This is a genomic window from Paenibacillus phyllosphaerae (assembly GCF_014192105.1).
Classification (GTDB): Bacteria; Bacillota; Bacilli; order Paenibacillales; family Paenibacillaceae; genus Paenibacillus_Z; species Paenibacillus_Z phyllosphaerae.
Genome location: NZ_JACHXK010000002.1, coordinates 727,630 through 751,439, shown reverse-complemented (window position 1 = coordinate 751,439; position 23,810 = coordinate 727,630). Strand labels below are relative to the sequence as shown.

The window sequence follows — 23,810 nt, the reverse complement described above, 5'->3', positions numbered from 1 at the left end:
CAACTACCCCATTAATCGACACGGCAACAGGCAGGGCCAGAGAGGCACCTGCCTTATTCGCGTATCCAGCTGCGGAAAGAAGCGACGGTACGACAACTCTCCATCCGTGAATTCAGGACAGTGCCGAATACACACCTCCGTCCAACCACGCAGGAATCCGCGCAGCACATCATCCGCCACTCTACTCACGCCACTACTTACAGCGTCACCATCGTGTATAAGCCCATTCCGAGAACGACGAGCGAGATGCAGCTGCACCAATATGAATGGTGCTCGCCCTGCCGGTGCTTCCGCCAGGCAATCGATAGCTGACGAAAGGCGAAATACATGCTGACGAGATTAATGATAAACAAAATCAGCATGAGCAGCCCCATAATAATGCCGCCGCTGCCACCCATCTCATGGTGGCTCATCTGCATGCTTGCCGCCGCCCCCATCAAGAGCGGCGCCGATACCCAGTGGATAATATGAAGCAGCAGCACGGACAGAAGCGACACAAAGGAAAGGGCCGAGTACCTTGTCTCTTGGTTGCCGCGAAGCTTCTCCAGCATGACGCTCACTCCTTACTAACGGCCGTCCATCCATTCAGACGTGCTGTAGGATGCCTTTCATTCCTAACCATTATATGGAGGCACACCCCAATCATGCGTGGACAAACCGAATAGACACGCCCCTGTCCGTCCCCTCCGCCAGTAATGTCATCATCCTACACGTCTCCGGCACACTGTGCGAACTCGTACAGCAAAGCGGTTATACCGGATGCAGCTAATCCATCATCGCAAGCAGCCGCCGGATAAGCTCATCGCCATGTGCCCGCAGCCATCCATCTGCCGCCAATGTCTGATCGACGAGGCGTCGTACCGAAGCCTGGCTATACAGACCTTCTACGTATCGCCCATAGCCGTCGATCAGCATCGCCAATCGATGCAGCCGAATGAGGAACGGCAGCTGCTTCACTTCCTCGGCTTCCAGCGCCAGCAGATCAAGATACCCGCCAGCGAATGCCTCAATACCGCCCCATCCGTCACCTTGCTCCCAGCGTGCAGGAGATCCGCCGCCAAGCGCAATCGCCAGATCCATTCCGCGGACATCATAACAGCAATATTCGAAATTCATGAGCCCAGTTATCCGGCCTGCTGTGCCAATTAGCAGACTGCCGTTCGTGCAGCCCCCATGAATCCACTGTCTAGGCAGATCACGGTAGCTGCGGGAAGCGATCCGCTCCATGGCTTCGGCAAGTAAGGCAACAACCCGCTCCTGCTGTTGTCTGCGTATAGGAAGTCCGTAGGAAAAGGATTGAACATCCGTCACTCCAGGATAAAACCGGCCAAGCTCATAGAACCCTGGATTCCGCTCCCCGGAGATCGACAACCGCAGCGCGGCAAGCAACAGATTCAGCTCCGCCAAGCCACGGCCAGACTGGTATTGCGCAGCCGTATCGTTCAGACAAGGTTGGACGCCCGGAGGCCGCTTCATAAGTACGGCATATCGCCGATGTTCGGCGATCCAGATGATGGATTCGCCAGATACAGACTCCACAGGTCGTGGGACTGCGATCGAGAGCGGCGAATCGGCCAAGCTTCTCAACATCCGATGCTCGCAGCGCACTCGCTTCAATTGTTGATCGTTCGCATAGAAGCGCAGCGTATACGAATCGTTGCGGCAATTGATCCGATACATCTGGCGGCCGCCCTCAGCAGGAAGCACGATAGCGTTGTAAGGCTGTGATACTCCCCACAACTGTTCGACAATTAGTAGATTCATGCTGATCCCTGCCCGATTCTTATTATCCGAATAGGACTTATTTTCTTCACAATAGAACATTAGTTCGCATAAAGCAAGCGAATACGACTTTCTTTAAGCAAACCTTTAATTTCGTCCCCATTTCTAACTACATCCCGGCTGCTATACCTTCACCCAACGTCATCGTTTATAGTGGATAGAGAGGTGTTCACGATGAAAATAAACGAACTTGCGCAGCGGCTGCGGTTGACGCCCCGCGCGATACGCCTATATGAGGCCAAGGGCCTGCTGAGCCCATCCCGCAATACGGATAACGGCTACCGCAGCTACACGGAGAGCGATGCCTGGCGGCTGCAGACGATCTCTTCCTTGCGGGAGATGGGTATTAGCATTCCGGATATCAAGTCGCTTCTTACCAACTACGAGCAAGGGGATGCCGCGAAAATTCACCATGAGCTCGAGCTGCAGCGGATGGCGCTGGCCTCCCAGTGGGTCGCTGCCAAAGCCAATATCGCCGCGGTCGACGAGCTTATCCACCGGCTGGAGCAAAAACAGGAATTACAGCTGGACGATCTATTCCAACTGTCGGAACGGCTGCGGCGCAACCAGGCCAGCCGAACCTCGTGGACGGATGCCTGGGGCTTCGACCGGATTGCCGGGGATTACGATGCCGATGCCGCCCGCTATGCCGCCGGCCCGCAAATCTCCGCGCCAGAATATGAGTTGGCGCTCGATTTTATTGCCCAATGGATCGATCCTCATCCAGGAGAGACCGGACTCGATATCGGCACAGGCACAGGTAATCTGGCTGCGCAGCTCCTTGCGCGCGGCGCCAGGATCCATGCGATCGACCAGTCTGCCCAGATGCTCGCCCGCTGCCGCGCCAAGCATCCGGAGGTGCTGACGAAGCTGGGCAATGCGCTGTCGCTGCCGTTCTTTAACGCGCAGTTTGATTTTGTCGCGAGCGCCTTTGCCTTTCATCATCTAGACGAGCAGCAGCAGACGTTAGCTTTGGAGGAGATGGATCGGGTATTGAAGCAAGGAGGGCGTATCTGCCTCGCCGGACCAATGACGAGCGGCGATAAGCCCGAATACAAGCAAGCAGGAAACCAGCCGCTAGACGCGCCGCGCAAATTTCCCGCCAATCGCCAAAGACTGCTCGACTGGTTTCGCGCAAACGGCTACATTACCGTCCAGCAGCAGTTGAACGAATGGATTCACGTCGTCTATGCCGTTCGCAAGCATTAGGCCTGGCATCATTCCTTAGTCCCCCCTTGACCTTCACCTAAGGGAAAGCTATAGCCTTTGGGAGCGAGGTGAAACAACATACGCCATCCATCCGGGCGTGGCCTGTTTCATTAGACGAACTAAAGCTAGAACGAGGAGGAAATGGGAATGCCTGACCATGAGCAGATTTATCGGAATGAAGCGGAGCAATATGAACGCCTGATTGCGCGCGAGGATTATGAGCATCAGATTGAACGGACGATCAGGGAGTTGGCGCCCCATCTGGCGCTGCTGGAAGCAGCCGATATCGGAGCCGGAACTGGGAGGCTGACACGGCTATTAGCGCCGCTCGTGCGGTCCATCACCGCCATGGATGCATCAGCAGCTATGCTGGAGGAAACGAAGAAGCAGCTGGCTGACCTCGGCGTCACGAACTGGCGGACCTCCGTATCCGACCACCGAAAACTGTCGCTCCCCGATCAATCGGTCGACCTGCTGACAGCCGGCTGGACGATCTGTTATGTCGCAAGCTCCAATCTGCCGGGTTGGGAGCAGAACCTGGCGGACGTCATGAAAGAGCTGGAGCGGATCATCCGTCCAGGCGGAACTGCCATCCTGTTCGAGAATTTCGGAACGGGATCGGAGCAGCCGAATCCGCCGGATTTTCTGACGGCCTACTATGCAAAGCTTGAGAACGACTACGGTTTTCATCACAAGTGGATCCGCACCGATTATCGGTTTGCAAGTCCGGAGGAAGCCGAAACGCTGTGCCGCTTCTTCTTCGGCGATTGGCTCGCCGATCCGCTGAAGCAGGAACCGCGAACCATCGTCCCGGAATGTACTGGCGTATGGTGGAAGCATTTTTGACAATGGCTGCCTGCCATATGACCGTATTCAACTAGCATCTTGCACTGACGTCGATAAAGCTGGGAAGGCCTATCGCTGCCATTTCGCGGAGCTCTCTTCCCAGTATGCTTGTCCTTGAACAAAAGGCCGATGATGCGCATCCCAGTGCGTATCATCGGCCTTCTTCTCATAAATAAATAGTAAGATTATTGCAAAACATGTGTTTCGTCCAAATGCCCCGAACGGTCCACCTTCGTCCGAAGATAGCGCTCATTGTAGCTCGATACGTCGCCCCACAGCGGTACCCTGCCCTCCACCGTTAGCCCCGCCTTATGCAGCGCGTCCAGCTTCTTCGGATTGTTCGTAATGAGCGACACCGGCTTCGCACGAAGCGCGCCAAGCACCTGGATCGCATCCACATAGCTGCGCTCGTCATCCCCGAATCCGAGCGCCAAGTTCGCCTCGACCGTATCGAAGCCTTCTTCCTGCAGCAAATACGCGAGCGCCTTGCTGAACAAGCCGATGCCCCGCCCTTCATGGTCGGCCAGATAGAACAGCGCGCCAGCGCCTTTGTCCACGATCATCCGCATCGATTGGCGCAGCTGGAAGCCGCAATCGCACCGTTTGCTGCCGAAGATATCGCCCGTGTGGCATATGCTGTGCATCCGGATGTACGCCTCTGGCGCCTCGGCGAAATCGCCGTACACCAGTACGCTCGATTGTTGCTGCTCCGCAAGGCGGCTCGACGACAGCATCTCGATAATACGGGCCGGATCGCTAGTTACCTCGTCGGCCTTCAGCCAGCTATACCATTGGAACTCGATCGTCTCCCCGTCCAGGTTCACCGGCAGCCGGATCGGACCGACCAAATACAAGGATTTCCCTTCGCTTTTCACAAGTTTTATTTTATCCGCGACGATAGAAGCGGCACGTTCTGCGATCATGCGTCAACAACTCCTTCTTGATGCTGTCATTAGGCCATACCTGCCGCATGTGGGTGATGCTTAGGCACAGTTGGCGGAATGGCATAGCACATTCAATATTATTTCAGTTACTTAATGTAACTAAGTTAACATTTTTAATGAGGGGAGGTCAAGTAATTGAACCTAATTTTGTTATATTGTATCTAAATGTAATCGTACAGTATAATGATAGCAAGACCTCGAGGTGATAAGAATGGATTCCAACCCAATGTGTCCCCGTTTCGAACGGGCTGTGGAGATGTTAAGCAAACGCTGGACCTCGTTCATCGTATTCCAGCTGCTTAATGGTCCGATGCGGTTCGTGCAGATCGAGCAATCGCTGCCGAACTTAAGCGGCAAGGTACTGTCCGACCGTCTGAAGGAACTGGAAGCCGAAGGGATCGTCAGCCGCAATGTCTATCCGGAGACGCCGGTTCGAATCGAGTATTCGCTGACGGACAAGGGACGTGCCCTGACGCCAATCCTTCAGGAGATCGGCAAATGGTCCTCCGAATGGCTGCCTGTCCCGGAAGCGCAGCAATCGTAACCGTGGAATAGGCAAGCCCCATTATCGGCAAAAGAAGCGCCAGGCGTCAACCGCCTGAGCGCTTCTTCTCCATTATGCACCAAATTCGAGCCTGAGGCTACCATAGAATGTCAATTATTTCCTTCATACATTCGTCAGCTCCATGCGCAGACGCAGCATATCGCGGCACGCAATGCCATTCTCGACGATCGGCTCCTCGTAGTTCCGCGTGAAGAAATCGAGATCGATGCCGACAATGCGGAACCCGCTTTTTTGATACAAATACAGCTGTCCGATGCTCGAATTCCCTGTCCCGATCTCGAGCGCCTTCGCACCTTGCTCCCGCGCCGTTCGGATAGCCGCCGCGAGCAGCGCTTTGCCAACCCCCTTGCCCTGCTCCGATTCCGCGACCGCAATGTTCATAATCTCCATCATGCCCTCATGCGATGGCTGGAGTACGACGACGCCGACAACCTCCGCTCCGAGCTCGGCCACAAGGACGGTTCCGCTGCTCAGGTACGCATCCACGAGCGTCTTCGACGGATCGGCGAGCAGCAGCAGCTCATAAGGCGGCTGTTCCCCGGCGTGAAGCAATCGAATCCGGTCCACCAACTTCCTCTCCCTCTCTACAGGAACCGAGACTGCGTAGTAAACCTACGATTCCGTAACGCTCAATGCCTTTGCTTCATCGGTAATGAACGGACTCCAACCCGACGCCGTGTACAAATACAGCTCGTGCATCGCGCGCGTACATACCGTGTAGAACAAACGCCGCTCGCTCTCCCGGCCGTAAGCGTTAGATGCGTCATAGACGAGCACCGCATCGAACTCGACGCCTTTGGCCAGATACGACGGAATGACCACCACGCCGCGCTCGAATTCGCTCGAATCCTTCTCCAGGAGCGCAAGATCGGCCACCTGTGCGGCGAGCTGCTCGAATACGGCCGCGCTTTCTCCCGCCGTCTTGCATATGACCGCAATGGAATGATAACCGTCCGCCTGCAGCGCGGCAATGCGCGAGACGATTGCCTGCCTCATGGCAGCTTCATCGGTGGACTTGTGGAGCACCGGCAGCTTGCCGTCGCGGTTGAAAGGCTCGATCTGATCGCCGTCCTCCACCAGCTTGCTCGTGAATTGCACGATCGGACGCGTCGAACGGTAACTGCGCGTCAGCACGATCCGCTCGGTCTCCTCCGGGTCGTACAAGGCGGCCAGCGCGCTGAAGCCGCCGCTTCCGTCCGATGAATGGGCATGGATCGATTGATTCAGATCGCCAAGGGCCGTCACCTTCGCCCGAGGGAACAATCTTTTCATGAAAGCGAACTGGAAGGCGGTATAATCCTGCGCTTCATCCATGAGGATATGGCGGACCGTCGTATTCGTCTGGAAACCGCGAATCCGCTCGACCAAGTAGAGGAATGGCGTCGCGTCCTCATAAGCCACGAAGCCTTCGTCCAGCCTGGCGACGGTAGCGTGCGCGATCTCGCCCCAGCACGAAGGCAAGGCATCCCCACTAGCCGCATATAGCTTCGCGGTCTCCGGATCGGCGAGCAACTGGCGGAAAATCCCCCGCAGATCGACGAAGCCCAGCTTCTTGATCCGTGCCCGGAGCGGCTTGAATCGCTCGCGCACGACATACTCGGCAAGCACCGACTTCTCCATATCGAAGTCGTCGAAGGAGCTATCGGAGAATCGTTTCTTCTTCCGGAGCGTCCGATACGCCTTCAGATACGTCTCTTTATCCAGCAGCTCGATCGCCTGCTCGACCCATTCCTCTTCGAGCGCGGCCGTCTCCCGTTCCTTCAACTTGCCGAGCAGCCACTCCGCCACCAACTTCAGCCGGTTCGGAGTCGCGATGGCGCTGTCCAGCGAATAGAACGCCTCGCGGATCGCGGACCCGCTCAGCAGCTGCTCGCCCTGCATGGAGAGATTGCGGAACAGCATGCCGTCCGTACGCAGCGATTCCAGATACGCATCCATCAGACGGACGAAGGCCGCCGATGCTTTGTACCGAATCCCCTCCATCCGAACGCCGTAGCCCGGCTCATCGGCGGAAGCCAGCGAATATTCAAGCTGCTCGTAAGGCCCTTCGACCTGGAACGATTTGCGCAGCCGGTAAGCGATATAATTCTGGAACGTCGTCTGCTGCATGTTCTCTTCGCCCAGCTCCGGCAGGACGGTAGCGACATAGCTGTTGAACATCGGGTTCGGCGAGAACAGCACGATCTGATCGGCCCGCAGCACGCCGCGGTAACGATAGAGCAGATAGGCGACGCGTTGGAGCGCCGCCGATGTTTTGCCGCTGCCCGCCGCCCCTTGAACGACAAGCAGCCGGCTGCGCTCGTTGCGGATGATCCGGTTCTGCTCCCGCTGGATCGTCGCGACGATGCTTTTCATCTGCGCATCGGACTGTTTGCCGAGCACCTCCTGCAGCAGCTCGTCGCCGATCGTCACGCCCGTATCGAAGAGGCTGATGATCTCGCCCTCGCGAATCACGAACTGGCGCTTAAGCTTCAGTTCCCCTTCGATCTGCCCCATCGGCGTCTCGTATTCGGCAGGTCCAGGCGGATAATCATAGTACAGGCTCGACACCGGCGCCCGCCAATCGTAGATCAAATAATCCTCGTCCTTCTTATCGCGCATGGAGGCAATGCCGAGATAAATCCGGTCCAACCCGGGTTCGCCGTTCTCGGAAAAATCAATCCGGCCAAAAAAAGGAGAAGACTTCAGCTTCCGCAGCGTCTTCAACTGCTTATCGCCGACGGCATGCGTGCGCTCCCGCTCGGAGAGAAGCTCTGCCTGCTGCTTCATGCTGGCGTACGTTTCCGCCGCTTCGGCCGCATCCTCGAAGTTGACCGTCACGTCATCCCAGAAGTTCTTGCGGATGTCGACCATCTCGCCTTTGACATCCAAGGTCTGCTCCTCCAGCTTAGCGATGCGCCGGTCGATCTCCTGCACAATGCCGGTCACCCGCTGCTGTTCCTCCGACCATGTCTGATCCGGATTCGCCATACTCTCATCATCCCTTCTTTATGTCCCCATAACCCCTTATAATTCCATATTGACTCCGCCGTCAGCTGTATGTTATAATTATTGTGGATATTTACAATTTGTTTATTGACCGTTTTTTTAGTCCAGTCCTGATTTTAACAAAAAGCAGCGCTAGGGTCAACCAATGGACATGGAGAAGCGCAGACGATGACTGACAGTTACGCCGGCGGTAACACGCCTGCCTTGAATCGAATAGACGAGTGACGAAGGAGCCGATAACTACGGCTCCTTTTTTTGACGTGCCGTTAGACACCCCGGAGTACTTCTTTCCAATCGCAAACCTGGAGCTGCTTGGCAAAATGGCCGGCTGCCGGCGGCAGCCAATCCTTCTCGCGCATCACGAGCATAATCGGATTAACCGCCCCCGCATCCGGTACATGGACGCGCGCTGCCTCTCCGCGGGCCACTGCGGATGACGCCTCGAGCGAAGAGACGAAGGCCGCGCCAAAACCGGCTGCCACCGCTTCTATCGTCTCGGTGATCCCGCTCACCTGCAGCACGCCGTCCGGAAGGTTGGATGCGCGAGCGCGGCAGATCCCCTCCAGTTGCTGTCGCGCCGCACTGCCGGACTCCCTCACGATGAACGGCTCCCGGATCAACTCGGCTAGCGGAGTCGTCTGCCCGGCGAGCGGATGATCCGCCGACACGATAAACCACTGCTCGTCCCGCAGCAGCTCCACCTGGATCAGCCCCTCCCGCTCGAGCTGGCTGCTGCCTCCAATGACGGCAAGATCCACGCGGTAATGCAAGAGCGCCTCGAGCGCGCGATGCGCATTCGAGGTATTCACCTCAATCTTAACCTGCGGATGCTCGCTTCGGAAGCGCGCAAGCTGCCTTGGCAGCAGTACATTCGCCGGCAATGAAGTAGCCGCTATCCGCAGCGTGCCGACGGCTCCGCTGCGATAATCGTTCAAATCCCGGGCAACCTCTTCTTCCAAGGCCACAATCCGCCGCGCATGCGCAGCTACCCGTTGGCCCGCTTCCGTAAGCAGCACGCCTCTGCCGCTGGGCGCGAGCAGCGTGAGGCCAAGCTCCGCCGACAGCTTCCGTACATGGGCCGTTACGGCCGGCTGGCTGATCATCAGTTGCTCGGCCGCCTTCGTCACGCTGCCGAGAGCCGCCACATGATGGAATATGGTAAGCGCGTATAAGTTCAAAGCCTTCTCTCCTCCGCCATTCATAACGAAAAGTTATCTTCACCGAAGAAACCGGTATTAGTCTGATGGGTCTTCTCCCGTTATTGTAGAGCTATCCGGAAGCCGGTACAAGTTAGATTGTTCGAAGCCACGTATCGAACAACCTTGTCGGCTCGAATAAGGGAGGCTCCTAACCATGAACACGATTCAAGCCCAATGCATCCGCTGCGACAAATGTTATCCGCTTGAAGCGCCGATGACCTACCGCTGTGCCTGCGGCGGATTGCTCGAGGTAACCCGGGACTTGCGCGGGCTCGATGCCGAACTATTGAAACGAATCTTCGCGCACAGGCGCGCGGAGCGGCATACGCTGCACGCAAGCGGCGTGTGGCGCTACAAGGAGCTGATCGCGCCCGAGCTGCCGGATGACGCCATCGTTCATCGGGCTGAAGGCAACACCGGACTGTACGCTTCCGCGCAAGCGGCCCGCTATGCGGGCAACCGCCAAGTCTGGTTCAAGGCGCAAAGCGAGAATCCGAGCGGCTCCTTCAAAGATAACGGCATGACGGCCGCGTTGTCGCACGGACGTGCGATCGGTTACCGCCGTTTCGCCTGCACGTCGACCGGCAATACGTCGTCATCCCTGGCTCTGTATGCGGCCTACGCTGACTGCGAAGCGGTCATTCTCGTCCCGAGCAGGGACGTCTCGCCGAATAAAGTGCTGCAGACGCTCGGTTACGGCGCCCAGGTGCGGACCTTCGACGGCAACTATGATGACGGTATTCGCTATCTGGACGCCCACGCCGAGGAACAAGGGCTTTATGTCTGCAATTCCATCAATCCGATGCGGATCGAGGGGCAGAAGAGCATTATTTTCGAGCTGGCTCAGGATTTCGACTGGCAGCTGCCCGACTGGATCGTCCTGCCTGGCGGTGCGCTCAGCAATGCCGCCGCGCTCGGTAAAGGCCTACAGGAGCTATACGCGCTTGGCTTCATCAAACGGCTGCCGCGGGTGGCGATTATACAGGCGGAGGGCGCAAGTCCCTTCCATCGCTTGGCCGCTGCCATGAAGGATAACGCTGCCCGGAAACACGGCAGGCCGGAGCTTGTGCCGGAACCGAAGCCGTCTACTCGCGCGTCGGCGCTCAACATCGGCAACCCGCCGAGCTGGAGCAAGGCGCTGCGCGTCTTAACGGAGACGAGGGGCATCACCGAGACGGTGAGCGACGCGGCGATTCTGGAGGCGAAGGCCGTCATCGACGCAAGCGGCATCGGCTGCGAGCCCGCTTCCGCAGCCGGCTTAGCGGGACTGCGCCAACTGGTGGAGGCGGGAGTGATCGACCGCGAAGAGACGGCAGCGTGCATTCTGACCGGCCATATGTTGAAAGATACGGATGCGCTGCAGGAGTACCATTTGGCCGAAAAATGGGGAGAGCTTCATCGGAATGGGATTCAGCAGGCGGACTTGCCAATGGAGTAGAGCGGCTGAAACCGCAATAAGGGCGAGGAAGGATTCCCGCGAATCCTCCTCACCCTTGCATGGCCGGCAATCTGACGGTAAACGTCGTCCCTTGTCCAAGCACGCTCGCCACTTCCGCGATTCCCCCGTGGATATCCAAGATGCGCTTCACGATCGACAACCCAAGTCCGCTGCCCCCGATGCTGCGGTCCCTCGCCTTATCCGCCTTGAAGAAGCGCTCGAAAATGTGAGGCACGTCTTCGGCTGCAATGCCGATCCCGCTGTCGGACAGCACTACGACGATATGATCCCCCTGCTGCTTGGCATGAACGCGGATGACGCCTTTCGCCGGGGTGAATTTGATGCTGTTGCTGAGAAGGTTCATCCATACCTGCGACAATAAATCCTCGTCGGCGGCGATCCGAAGCTCCGGCAGCTCGACATCCATCACAATGTCCTTATCGCTCCACTGCGGCTCGCAGGCCAGAATCATCCGGCGGAGCTGCTTGTCCAGACGGTAAGGCTTCGGCTCGAAGGGATGTTTGTCGGAATCGAGCGAGGTCAGCTTCAGCAGATTGTCGCTCAGCTTGGATAAGCGCATGCTCTCGGTCTCGATAATGTTGTAGTACCGGTTGCGCTGCTCTTCTTCCAGGCCGTCTTCCTGCAGCGCGCGGGCGAACCCGCGGATCGAAGTCAGCGGCGATTGGATTTCATGCGAGACGTTGGAGATAAAGGACTGCCTCATCTCCTCCATCTGGCTCAAATTCGTGGTCATGTCGTTGATCGAATCCGCCAGCTCGCCGAATTGCCCGCGCATATGGCGATTGCGCTCCAGCGTCACCGTGAAATCCCCTTTGCCGATCCTGCGGATGGCGTTGATCACTTCCATCCAGCCGCGAAGCTCCTCCCGCCATGGCCGCATGGCCAGCGCGATCAGCACCAGGACGACAAGCGCGCAATACACCGTCAGCAGCCCTTTGCTGTAATTGGCGAAGAAGCCCGGCAGACGCTCGATCACGAGCAGCCCGGCAGCGGAACCTTCCACTTGAACGGGTAAGCCGACTAGCATGTAACCGCTGCCCAGCAGCGCCTGCCGCTTCACGGTCTGGATCATGCTGCCGCCGACTGGGGCTTGCAGCTGCTCATCGGACAGGCTGAGCTCTTCCGTCGCTTCGGGCTGTCCCTGGAACCGCCGCACCGCATCGCCTTGCACGAAAACAAGCTCCAGCCCCTTCAGCCTTGCCAGTTCGTTCAGCACCTCTTCGGTCTGGCCGCCCGTGGAAGCCGTAACGATGTCGCCGAGCATCCGTGCTTCCTGCTCGAGCCGCGCAAACTCGGTGTCGCCGCTCATTCGCTCATGTACGAAGTTGATGATTCCATACGCGATGCTCCAGCCGATCGTGATGAACAGCGCGAACAGGAAAATTCCTCTGACGACTTCGACGGTTCGTTCCCGCTTGAGGTTCATGCCTGAACCTCAAGCCGGTAACCGAGCCCGCGAATCGTCTGAATGCGGAAACCGGCAGTCTCTTCCGGGAAGCGCTCGCGCAGCCTTTTGATATGGACATCGACCGTACGCTCATCGCCTTCGTAATCGTAGCCCCAGATCTGCTCGATCAGCTGATCGCGCGAGAAGGTTTTGCCCGGATAGCTGGCCAGCTTGAACAGCAGTTCGAACTCCTTGAGCGGCAGCGTCAGCGCCTTGCCTTCCTCGGTCACCTCGAAGGTCGCCCGATCCATCTGCACCGCGCCGACCTGCACCTGCTGGCTAGTCGAGATCCGGTAACGCTTGAGCAGCGCCTTGACGCGCATGACGAGCTCGATCGGCTCGAAAGGCTTCACGAGGTAATCGTCGGCACCCAGTTCGAAGCCCTTCACCTTCTGCTTCGTCTCCCCTTTGGCCGTCAGCATAAGCAGCGGCACATTGGTCGAGCCTCGAAGCTCCTCGCACAAAGCCCAGCCGTCCATGCGCGGCATCATCACGTCCAGAATGACCATCGCCGGCTGCTCCGCCTCGAACGCCGCAAGCGCCTCGACGCCGTCACCGGCTTCGATTACCGTAAATCCTTCCCGGCTTAGAAAAAGCCGCACCAGCTCGCGAATGTGCGGATCATCGTCCACGACAAGCAGCTTTGTCAATTCGATCATCTCCGTTGCCCGCGGGCATAGGGAGCGTAGCGCCCTCCATCATGGATGAAGGAGAGCTAGCCCCGCGAATACCCCGGGTCTTGTTGTCAGCGAAACTCAGTAAGAGAGTTCGGGCATGCTGCAGCGGAATTCCGATGTCCAGTTGTATTTGCACCGATCCGCCATGACCCATCCGCTATTTCGACAAGCATACCCGGCTATTATGAACCGAATATGAACTGCCTTTCATCTAATGGCTGTGAATGCGGCGGATCGGCTATCAGCGGGAAGAAGCTATGTATAGGTGCGGACAATCGCCTCGTTATCCTGTTCTTGATCGAGCAGCTCAATTACCCTAGCCGCCACTTGATCGGCTGGCACCAGCTTCTCCTGCTCATACGATTCTTGGAAGAAAGCGCCCAGCGGAAAAGCCTCTTCGCCTTGGTGGGAGCGTGCGCTGACCTGCATCTGGGTGTCGATCATACCTGGATCGACCGCCACGACCCGTACCGGATGCGCTGCCAGCCGCTGCTCGGCCCGAACGCTCTGCGTGAATATATTGACCGCGGCCTTGACGGAACAATACAGGCTCATCGACGCCGTCGGATAGTTAGCCATCCCGGATGTGACGATCGCAAGCTTTTTGGCCAGCGCCCATTCACGGGTCTTGCCGATGAAGAGTGAGGTGAGCAGCACCGGCGCGAGCAGTCCGGTATGAATATGGTCGGCAATGTCATCCGTTCCGCACTGGTCAATCGGCGCGATCGGTTCGAGCATTGCCGCATTGTTGATCAGCGTGATTGCTTCGACCGACGCCGGGTCCAGCTGCTCGAACAGCCGATGCATCGCCATCTCGACCTCCGCCGCGCTGCTTAAATCCACATTAACCGCCGTAAACCGCTCCGCCGCCTTAGCCTCCTCCGATACCCCGCGCGACAGTCCGTATACGTAGCTGCCCCGCTTCAAATAAGCCAGTGTCAGCGCTTCCCCGAGCCCGCGGGAGGCTCCGGTAATAATGACGATATCTCGCTTCATCTTAAGCCTACACTCCTTTCGTGATCGTAAACCTATTCTCTCCACAACCATCCATTTCCTTCCACGAAGACGGTCAGGGAAGCTCTACCGGCGCGAAACGGATGCGTACCTCCTGTTAAGGCAGGACGCTAACTTCGACTTTAGTGGCATACACATTTCATTCGGGAGAACGACAAGATGATTCCAAAGCGCAAAACTTATCCATGAGCGTATTGTGAAAAAGCGGCGTCCTCCTTGCGAGAACTACCGCTCTACATAACTATCTGCGTTCCGTTGATCGTATGCTAGCCTTCGGTTAGAAACCCACTTCGACGGAAGCGTTCACGACGTAAATCAGATCATTCTTGTCGTCCTTATCGGGCAGCACGACGCCGCTCGTCGTGACCATGCCGCCTTGGAGCAGCTCCAGCGTCAACGTACCGTAAGGCAGCACCGCCTTCACCGCCTCCGGGTCCAGAAGCTCATGATCGCAAGGCAGCGCCAGCTTCACATGCACCTTCATCGCATTCAGGTCGCCGCCCGGCAGCACCGAGCGGAGGCCCGGCATCGAGTTGTGGCGAATCGCATTCTGGACCGCCCGCACAGCCGCCTTCGTAATGTTCTGGCCATGCAGATCCGTTCCCATGCCAAGCTCGATGAACATCACTTGTTCCATCCCTCATCGACCTCCTCTACTAGTTAGGGGCACTACCCCTTCGTGCTTAGAAAATAATGATAAAAGTCCTCGTCGCGCTCAAATCCGTTGCGTTCGTATAACCGCTGCGCCGCCGCATTATCGATCGCCGTGGACAGCTCCAGCCCCTTCGCTTTCGTCGTTCGGGCATAGTCTCGGGCTGCATCCAGCAGCAGCTGGGCTACGCCTTGCTTACGATGGCTCTCGGCGACGTATAGATCGTTCAGCAGCAGCAAACGCTCCATCGAGACCGAAGAGAACAGCGGATACAGCTGCGTGAAACCTACGAACCGGCCTTCCCGCGCCTCGTCGACGGCAACGAGAATGGTGGACTGGCGGTGAACGGTACGGTCGAACAAAAACTGCCTGGCCCCTTCCACGTCGGAAGGCTGCCCGTAAAATACGCGGTACGCATCGAACAGCTCGGCAATCAGTCCGATATCTTCGATTACCGCTTGCCTAACACGGATGCTCATCGTGCAGCACAACTCCTTCTTCATCGGAACGACGCACATTTCATCGTCTTTGCGTCCCTTATCATAGCATAATTGCGGGCGGCTTGGCACACTTTGGCAAACGGCTGCTCGCGTATGGGCGGGAAGGTGAAGCAACGGAAAAGTTGCGGATCGTGCGGATGGTATGTCCTCCTCGCATTGCGTTAAGAATGAGATACAGATCTAGTCGGCCGGAATGGAGGGACTGTTATGCCGAAGAATGCGAGGAAGGTTATCGTCGTTGGCGGAGGGTTAGGCGGTCTGGCGGCAGCGATCCGGCTTCGGGCGGACGGACATGAGGTCGTCGTCGTGGAGAGGAATGAACGAGCTGGCGGGAGGATGAACCAACGCTCGGCAATGGGCTTCACGTTCGATACGGGCCCATCGGCACTAACGATGCCCTGGGTGCTGGAGCAGCTATTCGCTTCGGCCGGGCGCAACCTCTCCGATTACGTCAAGCTGGTGCGCATCGAGCCGCAATGGCGCGCCTTCTACGAGGATGGTACGAGACTCGATCTGAGCGGCAGCGATCTGAGCCTAGGCGCAAGGAACGACCGCGAACGCCAACAGCTCCTGCGCTACCTGGGGCATGCGCGAAAGCTGTACGAACTGAGCTTAAAGAGCGTCTATAAATATAGCCTGAACAGCCGGGCGGACTTGCGCCAGCACCACTCCCTGAAGGAGCGGCTCGCGATCGATTTACGCCGAAGCGCAGCTCAGACCACCGCGCGTTACATCGACGATGGCCATATGCGCCAGTTCATGGATTACATGCTCAGACATGCGGGAATGCCAGCGTCAGCCGCGCCGGCGTTCATGACGCATTTGGCCTTTGCCCAGCTGGGGCTTGGCCTTTATTATATCGAGGGCGGCATGTATTCGCTTGCCTCTGCCCTGCTCAAGCTCTTGGACGAATTAGGCGTGGAAGTGCGGACGAATACCGAAGCGGCGTCGATCCTCGTCGATCGCGGTGCGGCAGCCGGCGTGAAGCTCCGCGGCGGAGAATGGCTGCTAGCCGATGCGGTCGTATGCAATCAAGACGTCCGCTCCGCGTGCGAATCGCTGCTCGCCGATCATCCGCAGCAGAAGCAGGCGCTTCATAAACTAGAAGCGTATGAACCGTCGGTATCGGTATTTGCACTCATGCTAGGCGTCAATCGGACCTACCCGGAGATGCGCCATCATAATCTGTTCCTATCTGCGGACCCCGAACTCGAAGTCAGACGAATCTTCGACGAGAAGCAGGCTGCGGAAGATCCGACCGTCTATGTAAGCATCTCGGCCAAAAGCGATCGTACGCAAGCGCCGGAGGGCAAGGAAAACTGGTTCGTGCTCACTCATGTGCCGCCGCTCACCGTTGGCGAAAGCTGGACCCATCGGCGCGACTATTACCGGAATCTGGTGCTCGACAAATTGGAACGGATGGGGGCTACCGGGCTTCGCCAAGCGATTGAGATCGAATTCGACTTGATCCCCGACGATCTCCGGGCGCAGTACGGAACCTATGGCGGATCGGCTTACGGAGTCGATACGGACCGCAATCGCGGCGGCGGATTCAAGATCGCATGCCGCAGCCAAATCGTGGACAGCCTCTACTTCGTCGGCGCTTCCACCCACCCGGGGGCAAGCGTGGCGATGGTTGCTTTAAGCGGTCAACTGGCCGCGGATCTGGTCCGCAACGACGTAGCGGCCCGTGAAGTCGTTATGCTCGGCCCTGTGCGCCAGATCGGACATGACGAATTGGCCTAACGCGAGGAGCGAGGAGGCCCGATCACAATTAGCGTGCCGTACAAAATGAGCCAGGTAACGCCACCCGCTCTAACGGGAAGCATACCTGGCTCTTTGTATTCGCAGCCTTAAGTCAAGCTGTCGATCCGCTCGAGTATGCGGCGCTTGCGGTACAGCATGCTCGCCGCTTCGGCCACATCCTGAAGCGTGCTGCGGTTAATGAAGGCGCCGAAAAGCATGCCGGCGACCGGAATCATCTGGAACAGCTTCTTCCAGCCGTAATTGTCCCTGTACGTCATCATAACCTCGCGCCAGCCCTGCAGCTGCGAAGCCATCTGCGAATGGGATTCCTTGCGGCCGAACATGGCTAGCTCCTCGAGAATGGCGCGCTTGCCGACGATATCGGAGGAGGCGAACTGCAGGCATTTGACCGCGAAAATACGCTCTTCCTTCTGCCGCGGATCATAGCCGTAACAGATCGCGATTTCCTGAATGATCTTCAGCGACAAGCCGAGCAGCGCCGGAACGTCGATTGCCAGCGTGAATACGCCTCCGAAGCCCGTTGTCGCTCCCTGCATCGTCGCAAGCGTTTTACGGCTGTGCGTCAGTTCTTCCGCCGCCTTATTCATCTGGGCGAGCGGCAGTAACGAGACCTCTTCCAGTCTGTAGGCAGAGAGCTTGCCGAGCACCTCGCGTTCGGAGATGAGGTAACGGCCGCCGTTCTGCACGAAGCTTCCGACCTCGTCCAGCGCTTGGCCAATCTTCTGCTGCAGGAATTTCGGCGTCAGTTTGTCGAGCAGCATGAAGGGGATTCGGCCGATTTTCTCAAAGAACCACAGATCCTTCTGCTCCTTCTCCCACTTCCCGATCTCGAGCAGGGCCGCTTGCAGTTCAGGAAGCGATTCGGGCGGCGGTAAAGTCTGAGCGGGATGCGCCGGAATCGTTGCGTTCGGGTCAACGGAGGCGGACAGATCCGGCGATACGGCATCTGCAGCACCCTGATCGTTCGCAACTGGTAAGCCCGCATGAGGCGAAGGCTGTACCGATCCAACTGGTTCAACCGGTTCAGCTGATTCGGGATTCGGGGTACCTTCCGCGCTTTCGTGCACGGACTTATCTAAGGCCGGTTTGGCCAGCGAGATTTCCGCCATCGGAGTCGCAGTCGCTTCCGGCTGGCGTTGCTCCGGCTGTTCGGTTTGCTCTGTTGCCTGTTGCCCGGAGGATTGCTCTAGCGGATTCGGCTCGGTATGATTGTGGCTCATCGTTACGATCACATTCCTTTCCATCTTCACATTCCCTCACTACGTACGCATTCATACCCTTTATGGATGCAAAACACGAAAAAACCCGCCCGAAGGCGGGGTCAATCTCCATCTATCGATCTACGAGGATGCTTGGATCAGCGTCGTCACTTCGCCGCTATGGAACAACTCCAACTTGTGAAGCGCACGGGTGCAGCCCACGTATAGCAATTTCGCATCGTCCGGGCTGTAGCTGTCCGCGTCCGAATCGGCAATGATGACCGCATCGAATTCCAGTCCCTTGGCCAAATAGACCGGAACGACGGTAATGCCGCCGCCGTACGCTTCCTGCTTGTTACGCACGATCGAGGCGGTAATGCCGGAAGCCTGCAGCTGATCGCCGATCGCTTCGCACGATTGGGCCGTACGGCCGAGCACCGCGATGGTCTTGTAGCTGCCGCCTTGCTGCCATGCTTGCACGGTCTGAGCGATTCGCGTCAGTCGTTCCGTTTCTGCTACATGCGTCACGTCTACAGGCTCTCCGCTGCGGAACACCGGAACGGCCGGCTTGACGCCATCGCCCATGCCGCGCAGCACCTGATTGGCGAACTCGATAATCTCCGTGGTAGAGCGGTAGCTGCGATCCAGCTCGAAGTAGCCGCTGTCTTCCAGCGCGAACAACGACGACAGCTCCAGCCAGCTATGTATGCCGGCATAACCGTGGATCCCTTGCTGGAGATCGCCAAGCACCGTCATCGATGGCTGACGCTGGCACAGGCGGAGCGATTCGAGCTGGAACGGCGAATAGTCCTGCGCTTCGTCGATGACGACGTGATCGTAGGCCGGCTGATCCCGCCCGAACAGCCTCAGCTGGATATAGACGAGCGGCGCCAGATCCTCTGCCGCGGCCAGCCCCTTCTTGACCCGCTTCTTCGTTTCGGTGCGCACTTTAGCCGGCAGCAGGTCGCCTACTGCTTCATCATCCATAATGGCCGCGTACAAGGAGGCTGCCGTGTAGGAAGGAATTTTCTTCCCATAGGCGTTGAGTTTGGAGGTCGCCTGGGACTTCAGCTTCTTGTCGGTTAAGCCGCGGGCTTTCCACTCCGATTCGAGCCACCGCTTCAGGCGGCTGATGATCCGTTCTCTGCGGCGCATGATCGGCTCGCCGACTTCGTCGGTTGCGAGCCATTCCGCGATTTTGCCAGGGACGAGCTTCATGCGGGGCAACGGCTCGAACGGCTCCGTCGGCAGCAGCGCGGCCTCCATCTCCCGAAGCTTAGCGTCGATGGCTTCCTTGAAGCGGATGCTTCCCTTCTGGCGGCCGGACGACTGTTCCATCTCCTGGCGGGTACGCGGATGCTCGAACCAATACTCGAGCGCGTCCGCGGAATCGTCCATTCGAACCGTATTCTGCAACGTTTCCAGCGCCCAATCCGAATAGGTCGTCTGAAGAATATCGCCTACGCCGAGCTCCGGCAGCACGCCGGAAATATAATCGAGGAACATGCGGTTCGGCGCGAAAATAACCATGCGCTCGGCGCGAATCCGATCGGCGTACTGATACAGCAAGAAGGCCAGGCGATGAAGCGCCACGGTCGTCTTCCCGCTGCCGGCCACCCCTTGAATGAAGACGGCCTTGTTCTTCTCGGTGCGGATAATCTTGTCCTGCTCCTGCTGGATGGTCGAGACGATGTCGCGCAGCTTGTTGTCCTTGCTCTCGCCGAGCCGGTACAGCAAGAATTCATCGGTGACCGCTTCTTCCTCTTGGCCCCGGGTATAGCTGTCGACCAAGCGTTCGAGCGCGCTGTCGCGCACCATCAGGTTGCGCTTCAAGTGAACGAGCCCTTCCACGGTGCCGTCCGGCGACTCGTAAGCGACAGGCGACTCCCCGCCGCTGAACGCGTAGAACAGGCTCGCTACAGGCGCTCGCCAATCGACCACCAGCAGATCATTCGAGTTCTCGTGCGCAACGCCCGCTTTGCCGATGTATAACGGCTTGGCAGCGTCTTCTGCGTCCTCTTGAAAATCCAACCGTCCGAAATACGGCTCCTTCTTCGACACCTCAAGCCGCTCTCTCCGCTGCTCGGTCTGCAAATCCAGCATCTGCTCGGTGAAATCGTCCCCCGTGTAGCGCGGTCCGATCTTGCCCAGCTGCTTGTTGATTTGCCCCAGCACATCCTCAAGACGTTTCGTCTCGTGTTGAAAGGCACTTTGAGCATTCAAAAGTCAGTTACCCCCCATAATCAGCCCTCATACGAGCTGATGCGTGATGAAAACCGTAAAGCCGCATGTTCAGTCATGCGGCTTTACGGTTTCCTCGTTCGTATATCATGGCCTCTCGCAGCCATGAGCGAGTGACCAATATAACATATGCCATGCTTGGCAGTCAATCCGTGCCAATACTGGCCGATTTCTCCTGCCCATGCGCCATTATGAGGCCATCAACCAGCGGAATAATGCGCCGAATAGAATGACGTGCGCAATGACCATCAGCGGCAGGCTGATAAAGAACTTGGCATGCTTCGTTTTGTGGCGGAAGGCGCGCATCCCCACATAAGCGCCTACCGAACCGCCAAGCGCGGCATAAGTGAGCAGCCTGCGTTCGGAGATGCGGCGTTTGCCCTTCTTCGCAAGCGTTTTGTCGCTTCCCATGAGCGAGAACGCCACAATATTAACGATTAGTATATAGACGACAATCGCGATCATAGCCTTTCCCCTCTCCCCTTCGTTCTTGGGCGGACCGCGTATGAAGCGTTAATGCTGGCGAGGCTTGGCCCGATTGGTCGGGGCGGCCTCGAGCGGATTATCCGGCCAGTAATGCTTCGGGTAACGCCCTTTCAGATCCTTCTTCACTTCAAAATAAGCGTCTTGCCAAAAACTCGCCAAATCGCGGGTCACCTGGACGGGACGATGTGCCGGCGACAGGAGGTGCAGCGTCACCGGAAGTTTGCCCCCGGCGATGCGCGGCGTAGCCGTCAGACCGAACAGCTCCTGCAGCCGAACCGCCAGGAACGGGCTGTCCGGATCGCTGTAGTCGACCGGGATGCGCGAGCCGCTCGGCACGGTCAGATGCGTCGGTACCTCGGACTCAAGCTGCTGGCGTTCCTGCCACGAGAGCAGGTTCTCGATGATCGAGGTCATGTTCAGCTTGCCAAGCTCCGAGCGGCTGCGGATGCCGGATACGTATGGAGCCAGCCACGCTTCGAGCGAATCCAGAAGCCCCTCCTCGGATAGATCCGGCCAAGACGCATTATGCTTGCGCATGAGTAAGGCGCGCGCTTGCAGTTGTCTCGCCGGCTTCGTCCATGGCAAGAGGCCAAGCCCCTGCTCGCGCAGACCATGGAACAAGGCAGCCATCACGAGTGCCGGGTCCGGGTCCGGCAGAGGACCTTCTCGCAGGACCAGGGACCCCAGTCGCGTCCGCCTGCGCGCCCGTACCGCCTCCGCTCCGCGGTCCCAACGCACCTCGGTCTCCTCTTGGATTAGCTGCGCGCAGTGCGCATGCAGCTCCTCCAAGGCGATGGGGGCGGCTAGACGGATGCGGCTGTCCGTTCCCGTATCATCGAGCTCAGCGGCTACAAGGAATGCCGCGCCCGACAAAGGCTGCAATTCAGCGATCGCCGCGCCGCGCCCGCCGCTGAGCAGGAATCGGCCGTCGGGACGACGCTGGGCGATACGATCGGGATAAGCGAAAGCGAGCAGTAAGCCGCAGGACTCCGCGCTCTCGCGGCTGCTCTTGCCCGTTGGCAAGCCCAGTGCCTGCTTCCATTGCCGCGATTCTTCCGCCATTCGGCGCAGGGCGGCTTCATCCCCCTCTTCTTTCGAGTTGCCTTGAAGCGCCGCAAGGCGGAGCCTCATGTCGACGCTCCGGGTACGCAGCGGGTCGCGGTCGCTTAACAGCGCCGCCAGCTCGCAAGCGGCCCCGCCAAGTCCGAGTTCCGTAGCTTTCATCACCATATGGGACAGACGCGGATGCATGCCGAGCTCGGCCATGGCTCGGCCGTGGCTCGTCGGCGTGCCGGGGGCGCCGGGTTCGGTCGCCCCAAGCTCGGCGAGCAGCTGCGTCGCCTGGCCGTATGCCGCGGCTGGCGGAGCATCCAGCCACTCCAGCTCGCTGGGGTCCGCGATGCCCCAGACTGCAAGCTCCAACGCCAGCGGCGCCATATCGGCGGCCCGGATCTCCGGCTCGCTCTGCGGCGGCAGCTGCCGATGCTGCTCTTCCGTCCACAGCCGGTAGCATACGCCGGGCGCTTCCCTGCCTGCGCGGCCGCGCCGCTGATCGGCCGAGGCCACCGAGACCGGCACCGTCTCGAGGCGCGCCATTCCGGTACGCGGCGAGAATTTCGGCACGCGGCTCAGCCCGCCGTCGATGACGATGCGGACGCCGCGGACCGTGACGCTGGATTCGGCGATGGAGGTAGCCAGCACGATTTTTCGCCTGCCTTGTTCTGCGGCCGATACCGCCTTGTCCTGTGCCTCCGCCGGCATGCCGCCGTAGAGTGGCGTTACGTCGACCCCGGCAGGTAGACCCGCGCTTGCCAGACGTCCTTGCACGCGCCTGATTTCACCCGCTCCAGGCAGAAATACGAGAATGTCGCCTTCATGCTTCGCGATCGCTTCGAGAAGCGCGGGAACGACAGCCTCCTCGAGACGTCCTTCTTGGCGTACTGCTTGATAGATTGTATCGACCGGATAGGCTCGTCCTTCGCTTATGGTGACCGGCGCACCGCCGAGCAGCTCGGCGATCGGCTCCGCCTCGATCGTGGCCGACATGACCAGGATGCGTAAATCTTCCCGGAACAGAGCTTGCGTCTGCAGACAGAGCGCAAGTCCGAGATCCGAGTTCAGATGACGCTCGTGAAATTCGTCGAAGATGACAAGCCCGACGCCTTCCAGGGCCGGATCATGCTGCAGCATGCGGGTCAGCACGCCTTCCGTCACGACCTCGATTCGCGTGGAAGGTCCGACTTTCGTGTCCATGCGCACTCTATAGCCAACGGTTCCCCCAGCTTGTTCGCCTATGGAGGCCGCCATGAAACGGGCTGCCGATCGTGCCGCGATCCGCCGTGGCTCCAGCATTAGAATCCGCTGGCTGTCCAGCCAATGCTCGCCGAGAAGCGCAAGCGGAATACGGGTTGTTTTGCCAGCGCCGGGCGCAGCCACCAGCACCGCGTTGGACGTGGCTTGGAGGACTTGCGCAAGTTCCGGCAGTACTTCGTCGATAGGTAATCGGTTCATGCTTCTTCCCCTTGTTCATAATTACGTCTGCCATGGACCAGTTCATGGTCTGCTGCCTCTATTATAGGGACGTTGGCCGGCAAAAGATAGCATGATACCTGCTAGGTCGAGTGATGAGCGGCCTGCTTAGCATTCATTGCGGGCGTTCGGAGGGACGTGCTAAAATGTGGCATAAGAAATGGATTGGTTTGAGCGGCCGGTAGGACGATCAGCATTCCATTCATGTGGATTGGTTTGAGCGGCCGGTAGGACGATCAGCATTCCATTCATAGGGATTGGTTTGAGCGGCCGGTAGGACGATCAGCATTCCATTCATATGGATTG

Annotated in this window: 20 protein-coding genes; 5 read left to right on the top strand and 15 right to left on the bottom strand. The window is 58.4% G+C overall.

The features are described 5' to 3' along the window. Positions 1–197: 197 nt before the first annotated feature. Positions 198–551 (bottom strand): hypothetical protein, encoded by a 354-nt coding sequence (locus tag FHS18_RS07690; protein ID WP_183598608.1) that lies wholly within the window; start codon positions 549–551, stop codon positions 198–200. A gap of 214 nt (positions 552–765) precedes the next feature. Then, positions 766–1,764, bottom strand: coding sequence for a phosphotransferase enzyme family protein (locus FHS18_RS07685; RefSeq protein WP_183598606.1), 999 nt, complete (start codon positions 1,762–1,764; stop codon positions 766–768). Positions 1,765–1,956: 192 nt separating this feature from the next. Here FHS18_RS07685 and FHS18_RS07680 point away from each other — a divergent pair, with 192 nt between their 5' ends. Then, a complete protein-coding gene (locus tag FHS18_RS07680) occupies positions 1,957–2,991 on the top strand; it encodes a MerR family transcriptional regulator (RefSeq protein WP_183598604.1) in 1,035 nt (344 codons plus the stop codon). Positions 2,992–3,138: 147 nt separating this feature from the next. Then, positions 3,139–3,837, top strand: a complete 699-nt coding sequence (locus tag FHS18_RS07675; protein WP_183598602.1) for a class I SAM-dependent methyltransferase — start codon at positions 3,139–3,141, stop codon at positions 3,835–3,837. 185 nt (positions 3,838–4,022) lie between these two features. Here the strand turns inward: FHS18_RS07675 and FHS18_RS07670 are convergent, their stop codons facing one another. Next, positions 4,023–4,760 carry a GTP cyclohydrolase II gene (locus FHS18_RS07670; protein ID WP_183598600.1) on the bottom strand — a complete coding sequence of 246 codons (738 nt, stop codon included), beginning with the start codon at positions 4,758–4,760 and terminating at the stop codon, positions 4,023–4,025. Between the two features lie 232 nt (positions 4,761–4,992). Here FHS18_RS07670 and catR point away from each other — a divergent pair, with 232 nt between their 5' ends. Next, the gene (gene catR / locus FHS18_RS07665; protein WP_183598598.1) at positions 4,993–5,325 is read left to right on the top strand and encodes a catDE operon transcriptional regulator CatR; all 333 of its coding nucleotides are present in this window, start codon (positions 4,993–4,995) and stop codon (positions 5,323–5,325) included. A gap of 123 nt (positions 5,326–5,448) precedes the next feature. Here the strand turns inward: catR and FHS18_RS07660 are convergent, their stop codons facing one another. The 3 genes from FHS18_RS07660 to FHS18_RS07650 form a co-directional block, all read right to left on the bottom strand. Then, positions 5,449–5,913, bottom strand: coding sequence for a GNAT family N-acetyltransferase (locus FHS18_RS07660; protein ID WP_343060443.1), 465 nt, complete (start codon positions 5,911–5,913; stop codon positions 5,449–5,451). Between the two features lie 45 nt (positions 5,914–5,958). Then, positions 5,959–8,316 carry an RNA polymerase recycling motor HelD gene (helD, locus tag FHS18_RS07655; protein WP_183598594.1) on the bottom strand — a complete coding sequence of 786 codons (2,358 nt, stop codon included), beginning with the start codon at positions 8,314–8,316 and terminating at the stop codon, positions 5,959–5,961. Positions 8,317–8,600: 284 nt separating this feature from the next. Then, positions 8,601–9,512 (bottom strand): LysR family transcriptional regulator, encoded by a 912-nt coding sequence (locus tag FHS18_RS07650; protein ID WP_183598592.1) that lies wholly within the window; start codon positions 9,510–9,512, stop codon positions 8,601–8,603. Between the two features lie 175 nt (positions 9,513–9,687). On the opposite strand from FHS18_RS07650, the gene thrC reads away from it, so the two are divergent. Beyond that, positions 9,688–10,971, top strand: a complete 1,284-nt coding sequence (gene thrC / locus FHS18_RS07645) for a threonine synthase (protein ID WP_183598590.1) — start codon at positions 9,688–9,690, stop codon at positions 10,969–10,971. A 49-nt stretch (positions 10,972–11,020) separates the two neighbouring features. On the opposite strand, the gene FHS18_RS07640 is transcribed toward thrC, so the two are convergent. The 5 genes from FHS18_RS07640 to FHS18_RS07620 form a co-directional block, all read right to left on the bottom strand. Then, entirely contained in the window at positions 11,021–12,418 is a 1,398-nt protein-coding gene (locus tag FHS18_RS07640; protein ID WP_246427488.1) for a sensor histidine kinase, read from the bottom strand. After that, the gene (locus FHS18_RS07635; protein ID WP_183598730.1) at positions 12,415–13,089 is read right to left on the bottom strand and encodes a response regulator transcription factor; all 675 of its coding nucleotides are present in this window, start codon (positions 13,087–13,089) and stop codon (positions 12,415–12,417) included. Before FHS18_RS07635 ends, FHS18_RS07640 begins: the two co-directional genes overlap by 4 nt. A 282-nt stretch (positions 13,090–13,371) precedes the next feature. Beyond that, positions 13,372–14,112, bottom strand: coding sequence for an SDR family NAD(P)-dependent oxidoreductase (locus FHS18_RS07630; RefSeq protein WP_183598588.1), 741 nt, complete (start codon positions 14,110–14,112; stop codon positions 13,372–13,374). Between the two features lie 295 nt (positions 14,113–14,407). Next, positions 14,408–14,767 carry a Lin0512 family protein gene (locus FHS18_RS07625; RefSeq protein ID WP_183598586.1) on the bottom strand — a complete coding sequence of 120 codons (360 nt, stop codon included), beginning with the start codon at positions 14,765–14,767 and terminating at the stop codon, positions 14,408–14,410. 32 nt (positions 14,768–14,799) lie between these two features. After that, positions 14,800–15,261: a GNAT family N-acetyltransferase gene (locus FHS18_RS07620; RefSeq protein WP_183598584.1), complete on the bottom strand. Its 462-nt coding sequence runs from the start codon at positions 15,259–15,261 to the stop codon at positions 14,800–14,802. 228 nt (positions 15,262–15,489) lie between these two features. Here FHS18_RS07620 and FHS18_RS07615 point away from each other — a divergent pair, with 228 nt between their 5' ends. Beyond that, positions 15,490–17,028 (top strand): phytoene desaturase family protein, encoded by a 1,539-nt coding sequence (locus FHS18_RS07615; protein WP_183598582.1) that lies wholly within the window; start codon positions 15,490–15,492, stop codon positions 17,026–17,028. A gap of 107 nt (positions 17,029–17,135) precedes the next feature. Here FHS18_RS07615 and FHS18_RS07610 read toward each other — a convergent pair whose 3' ends face one another. From FHS18_RS07610 to hrpB, 4 genes are all read right to left on the bottom strand, one after another. Continuing rightward, complete coding sequence (locus FHS18_RS07610) at positions 17,136–17,948, bottom strand: EcsC family protein (protein WP_409348538.1); 813 nt, start codon at positions 17,946–17,948, stop codon at positions 17,136–17,138. A gap of 441 nt (positions 17,949–18,389) precedes the next feature. Next, positions 18,390–20,471, bottom strand: coding sequence for a HelD family protein (locus FHS18_RS07605; protein WP_183598580.1), 2,082 nt, complete (start codon positions 20,469–20,471; stop codon positions 18,390–18,392). 207 nt (positions 20,472–20,678) lie between these two features. After that, the gene (locus FHS18_RS07600) at positions 20,679–20,954 is read right to left on the bottom strand and encodes a DUF1294 domain-containing protein (protein WP_183598578.1); all 276 of its coding nucleotides are present in this window, start codon (positions 20,952–20,954) and stop codon (positions 20,679–20,681) included. Between the two features lie 48 nt (positions 20,955–21,002). Then, entirely contained in the window at positions 21,003–23,486 is a 2,484-nt protein-coding gene (hrpB, locus tag FHS18_RS07595) for an ATP-dependent helicase HrpB (RefSeq protein ID WP_183598576.1), read from the bottom strand. Between the last annotated feature and the right edge of the window lie 324 nt (positions 23,487–23,810).

Excerpts from the sequence above, each read along its gene's own strand:
- FHS18_RS07620 (WP_183598584.1), bottom strand. The coding sequence starts at position 15,261 with ATGAGCATCCGTGTTAGGCAAGCGGTAATCGAAGATATCGGACTGATT.
- FHS18_RS07675 (WP_183598602.1), top strand. The coding sequence starts at position 3,139 with ATGCCTGACCATGAGCAGATTTATCGGAATGAAGCGGAGCAATATGAA.
- FHS18_RS07690 (WP_183598608.1), bottom strand. The coding sequence starts at position 551 with ATGCTGGAGAAGCTTCGCGGCAACCAAGAGACAAGGTACTCGGCCCTT.
- FHS18_RS07670 (WP_183598600.1), bottom strand. The coding sequence starts at position 4,760 with ATGATCGCAGAACGTGCCGCTTCTATCGTCGCGGATAAAATAAAACTT.
- FHS18_RS07630 (WP_183598588.1), bottom strand. The coding sequence starts at position 14,112 with ATGAAGCGAGATATCGTCATTATTACCGGAGCCTCCCGCGGGCTCGGG.
- FHS18_RS07680 (WP_183598604.1), top strand. The coding sequence starts at position 1,957 with ATGAAAATAAACGAACTTGCGCAGCGGCTGCGGTTGACGCCCCGCGCG.
- FHS18_RS07685 (WP_183598606.1), bottom strand. The coding sequence starts at position 1,764 with ATGAATCTACTAATTGTCGAACAGTTGTGGGGAGTATCACAGCCTTAC.
- catR (WP_183598598.1), top strand. The coding sequence starts at position 4,993 with ATGGATTCCAACCCAATGTGTCCCCGTTTCGAACGGGCTGTGGAGATG.
- FHS18_RS07600 (WP_183598578.1), bottom strand. The coding sequence starts at position 20,954 with ATGATCGCGATTGTCGTCTATATACTAATCGTTAATATTGTGGCGTTC.
- FHS18_RS07640 (WP_246427488.1), bottom strand. The coding sequence starts at position 12,418 with ATGAACCTCAAGCGGGAACGAACCGTCGAAGTCGTCAGAGGAATTTTC.
- hrpB (WP_183598576.1), bottom strand. The coding sequence starts at position 23,486 with ATGAACCGATTACCTATCGACGAAGTACTGCCGGAACTTGCGCAAGTC.
- FHS18_RS07625 (WP_183598586.1), bottom strand. The coding sequence starts at position 14,767 with ATGGAACAAGTGATGTTCATCGAGCTTGGCATGGGAACGGATCTGCAT.
- helD (WP_183598594.1), bottom strand. The coding sequence starts at position 8,316 with ATGGCGAATCCGGATCAGACATGGTCGGAGGAACAGCAGCGGGTGACC.
- FHS18_RS07615 (WP_183598582.1), top strand. The coding sequence starts at position 15,490 with ATGCCGAAGAATGCGAGGAAGGTTATCGTCGTTGGCGGAGGGTTAGGC.
- thrC (WP_183598590.1), top strand. The coding sequence starts at position 9,688 with ATGAACACGATTCAAGCCCAATGCATCCGCTGCGACAAATGTTATCCG.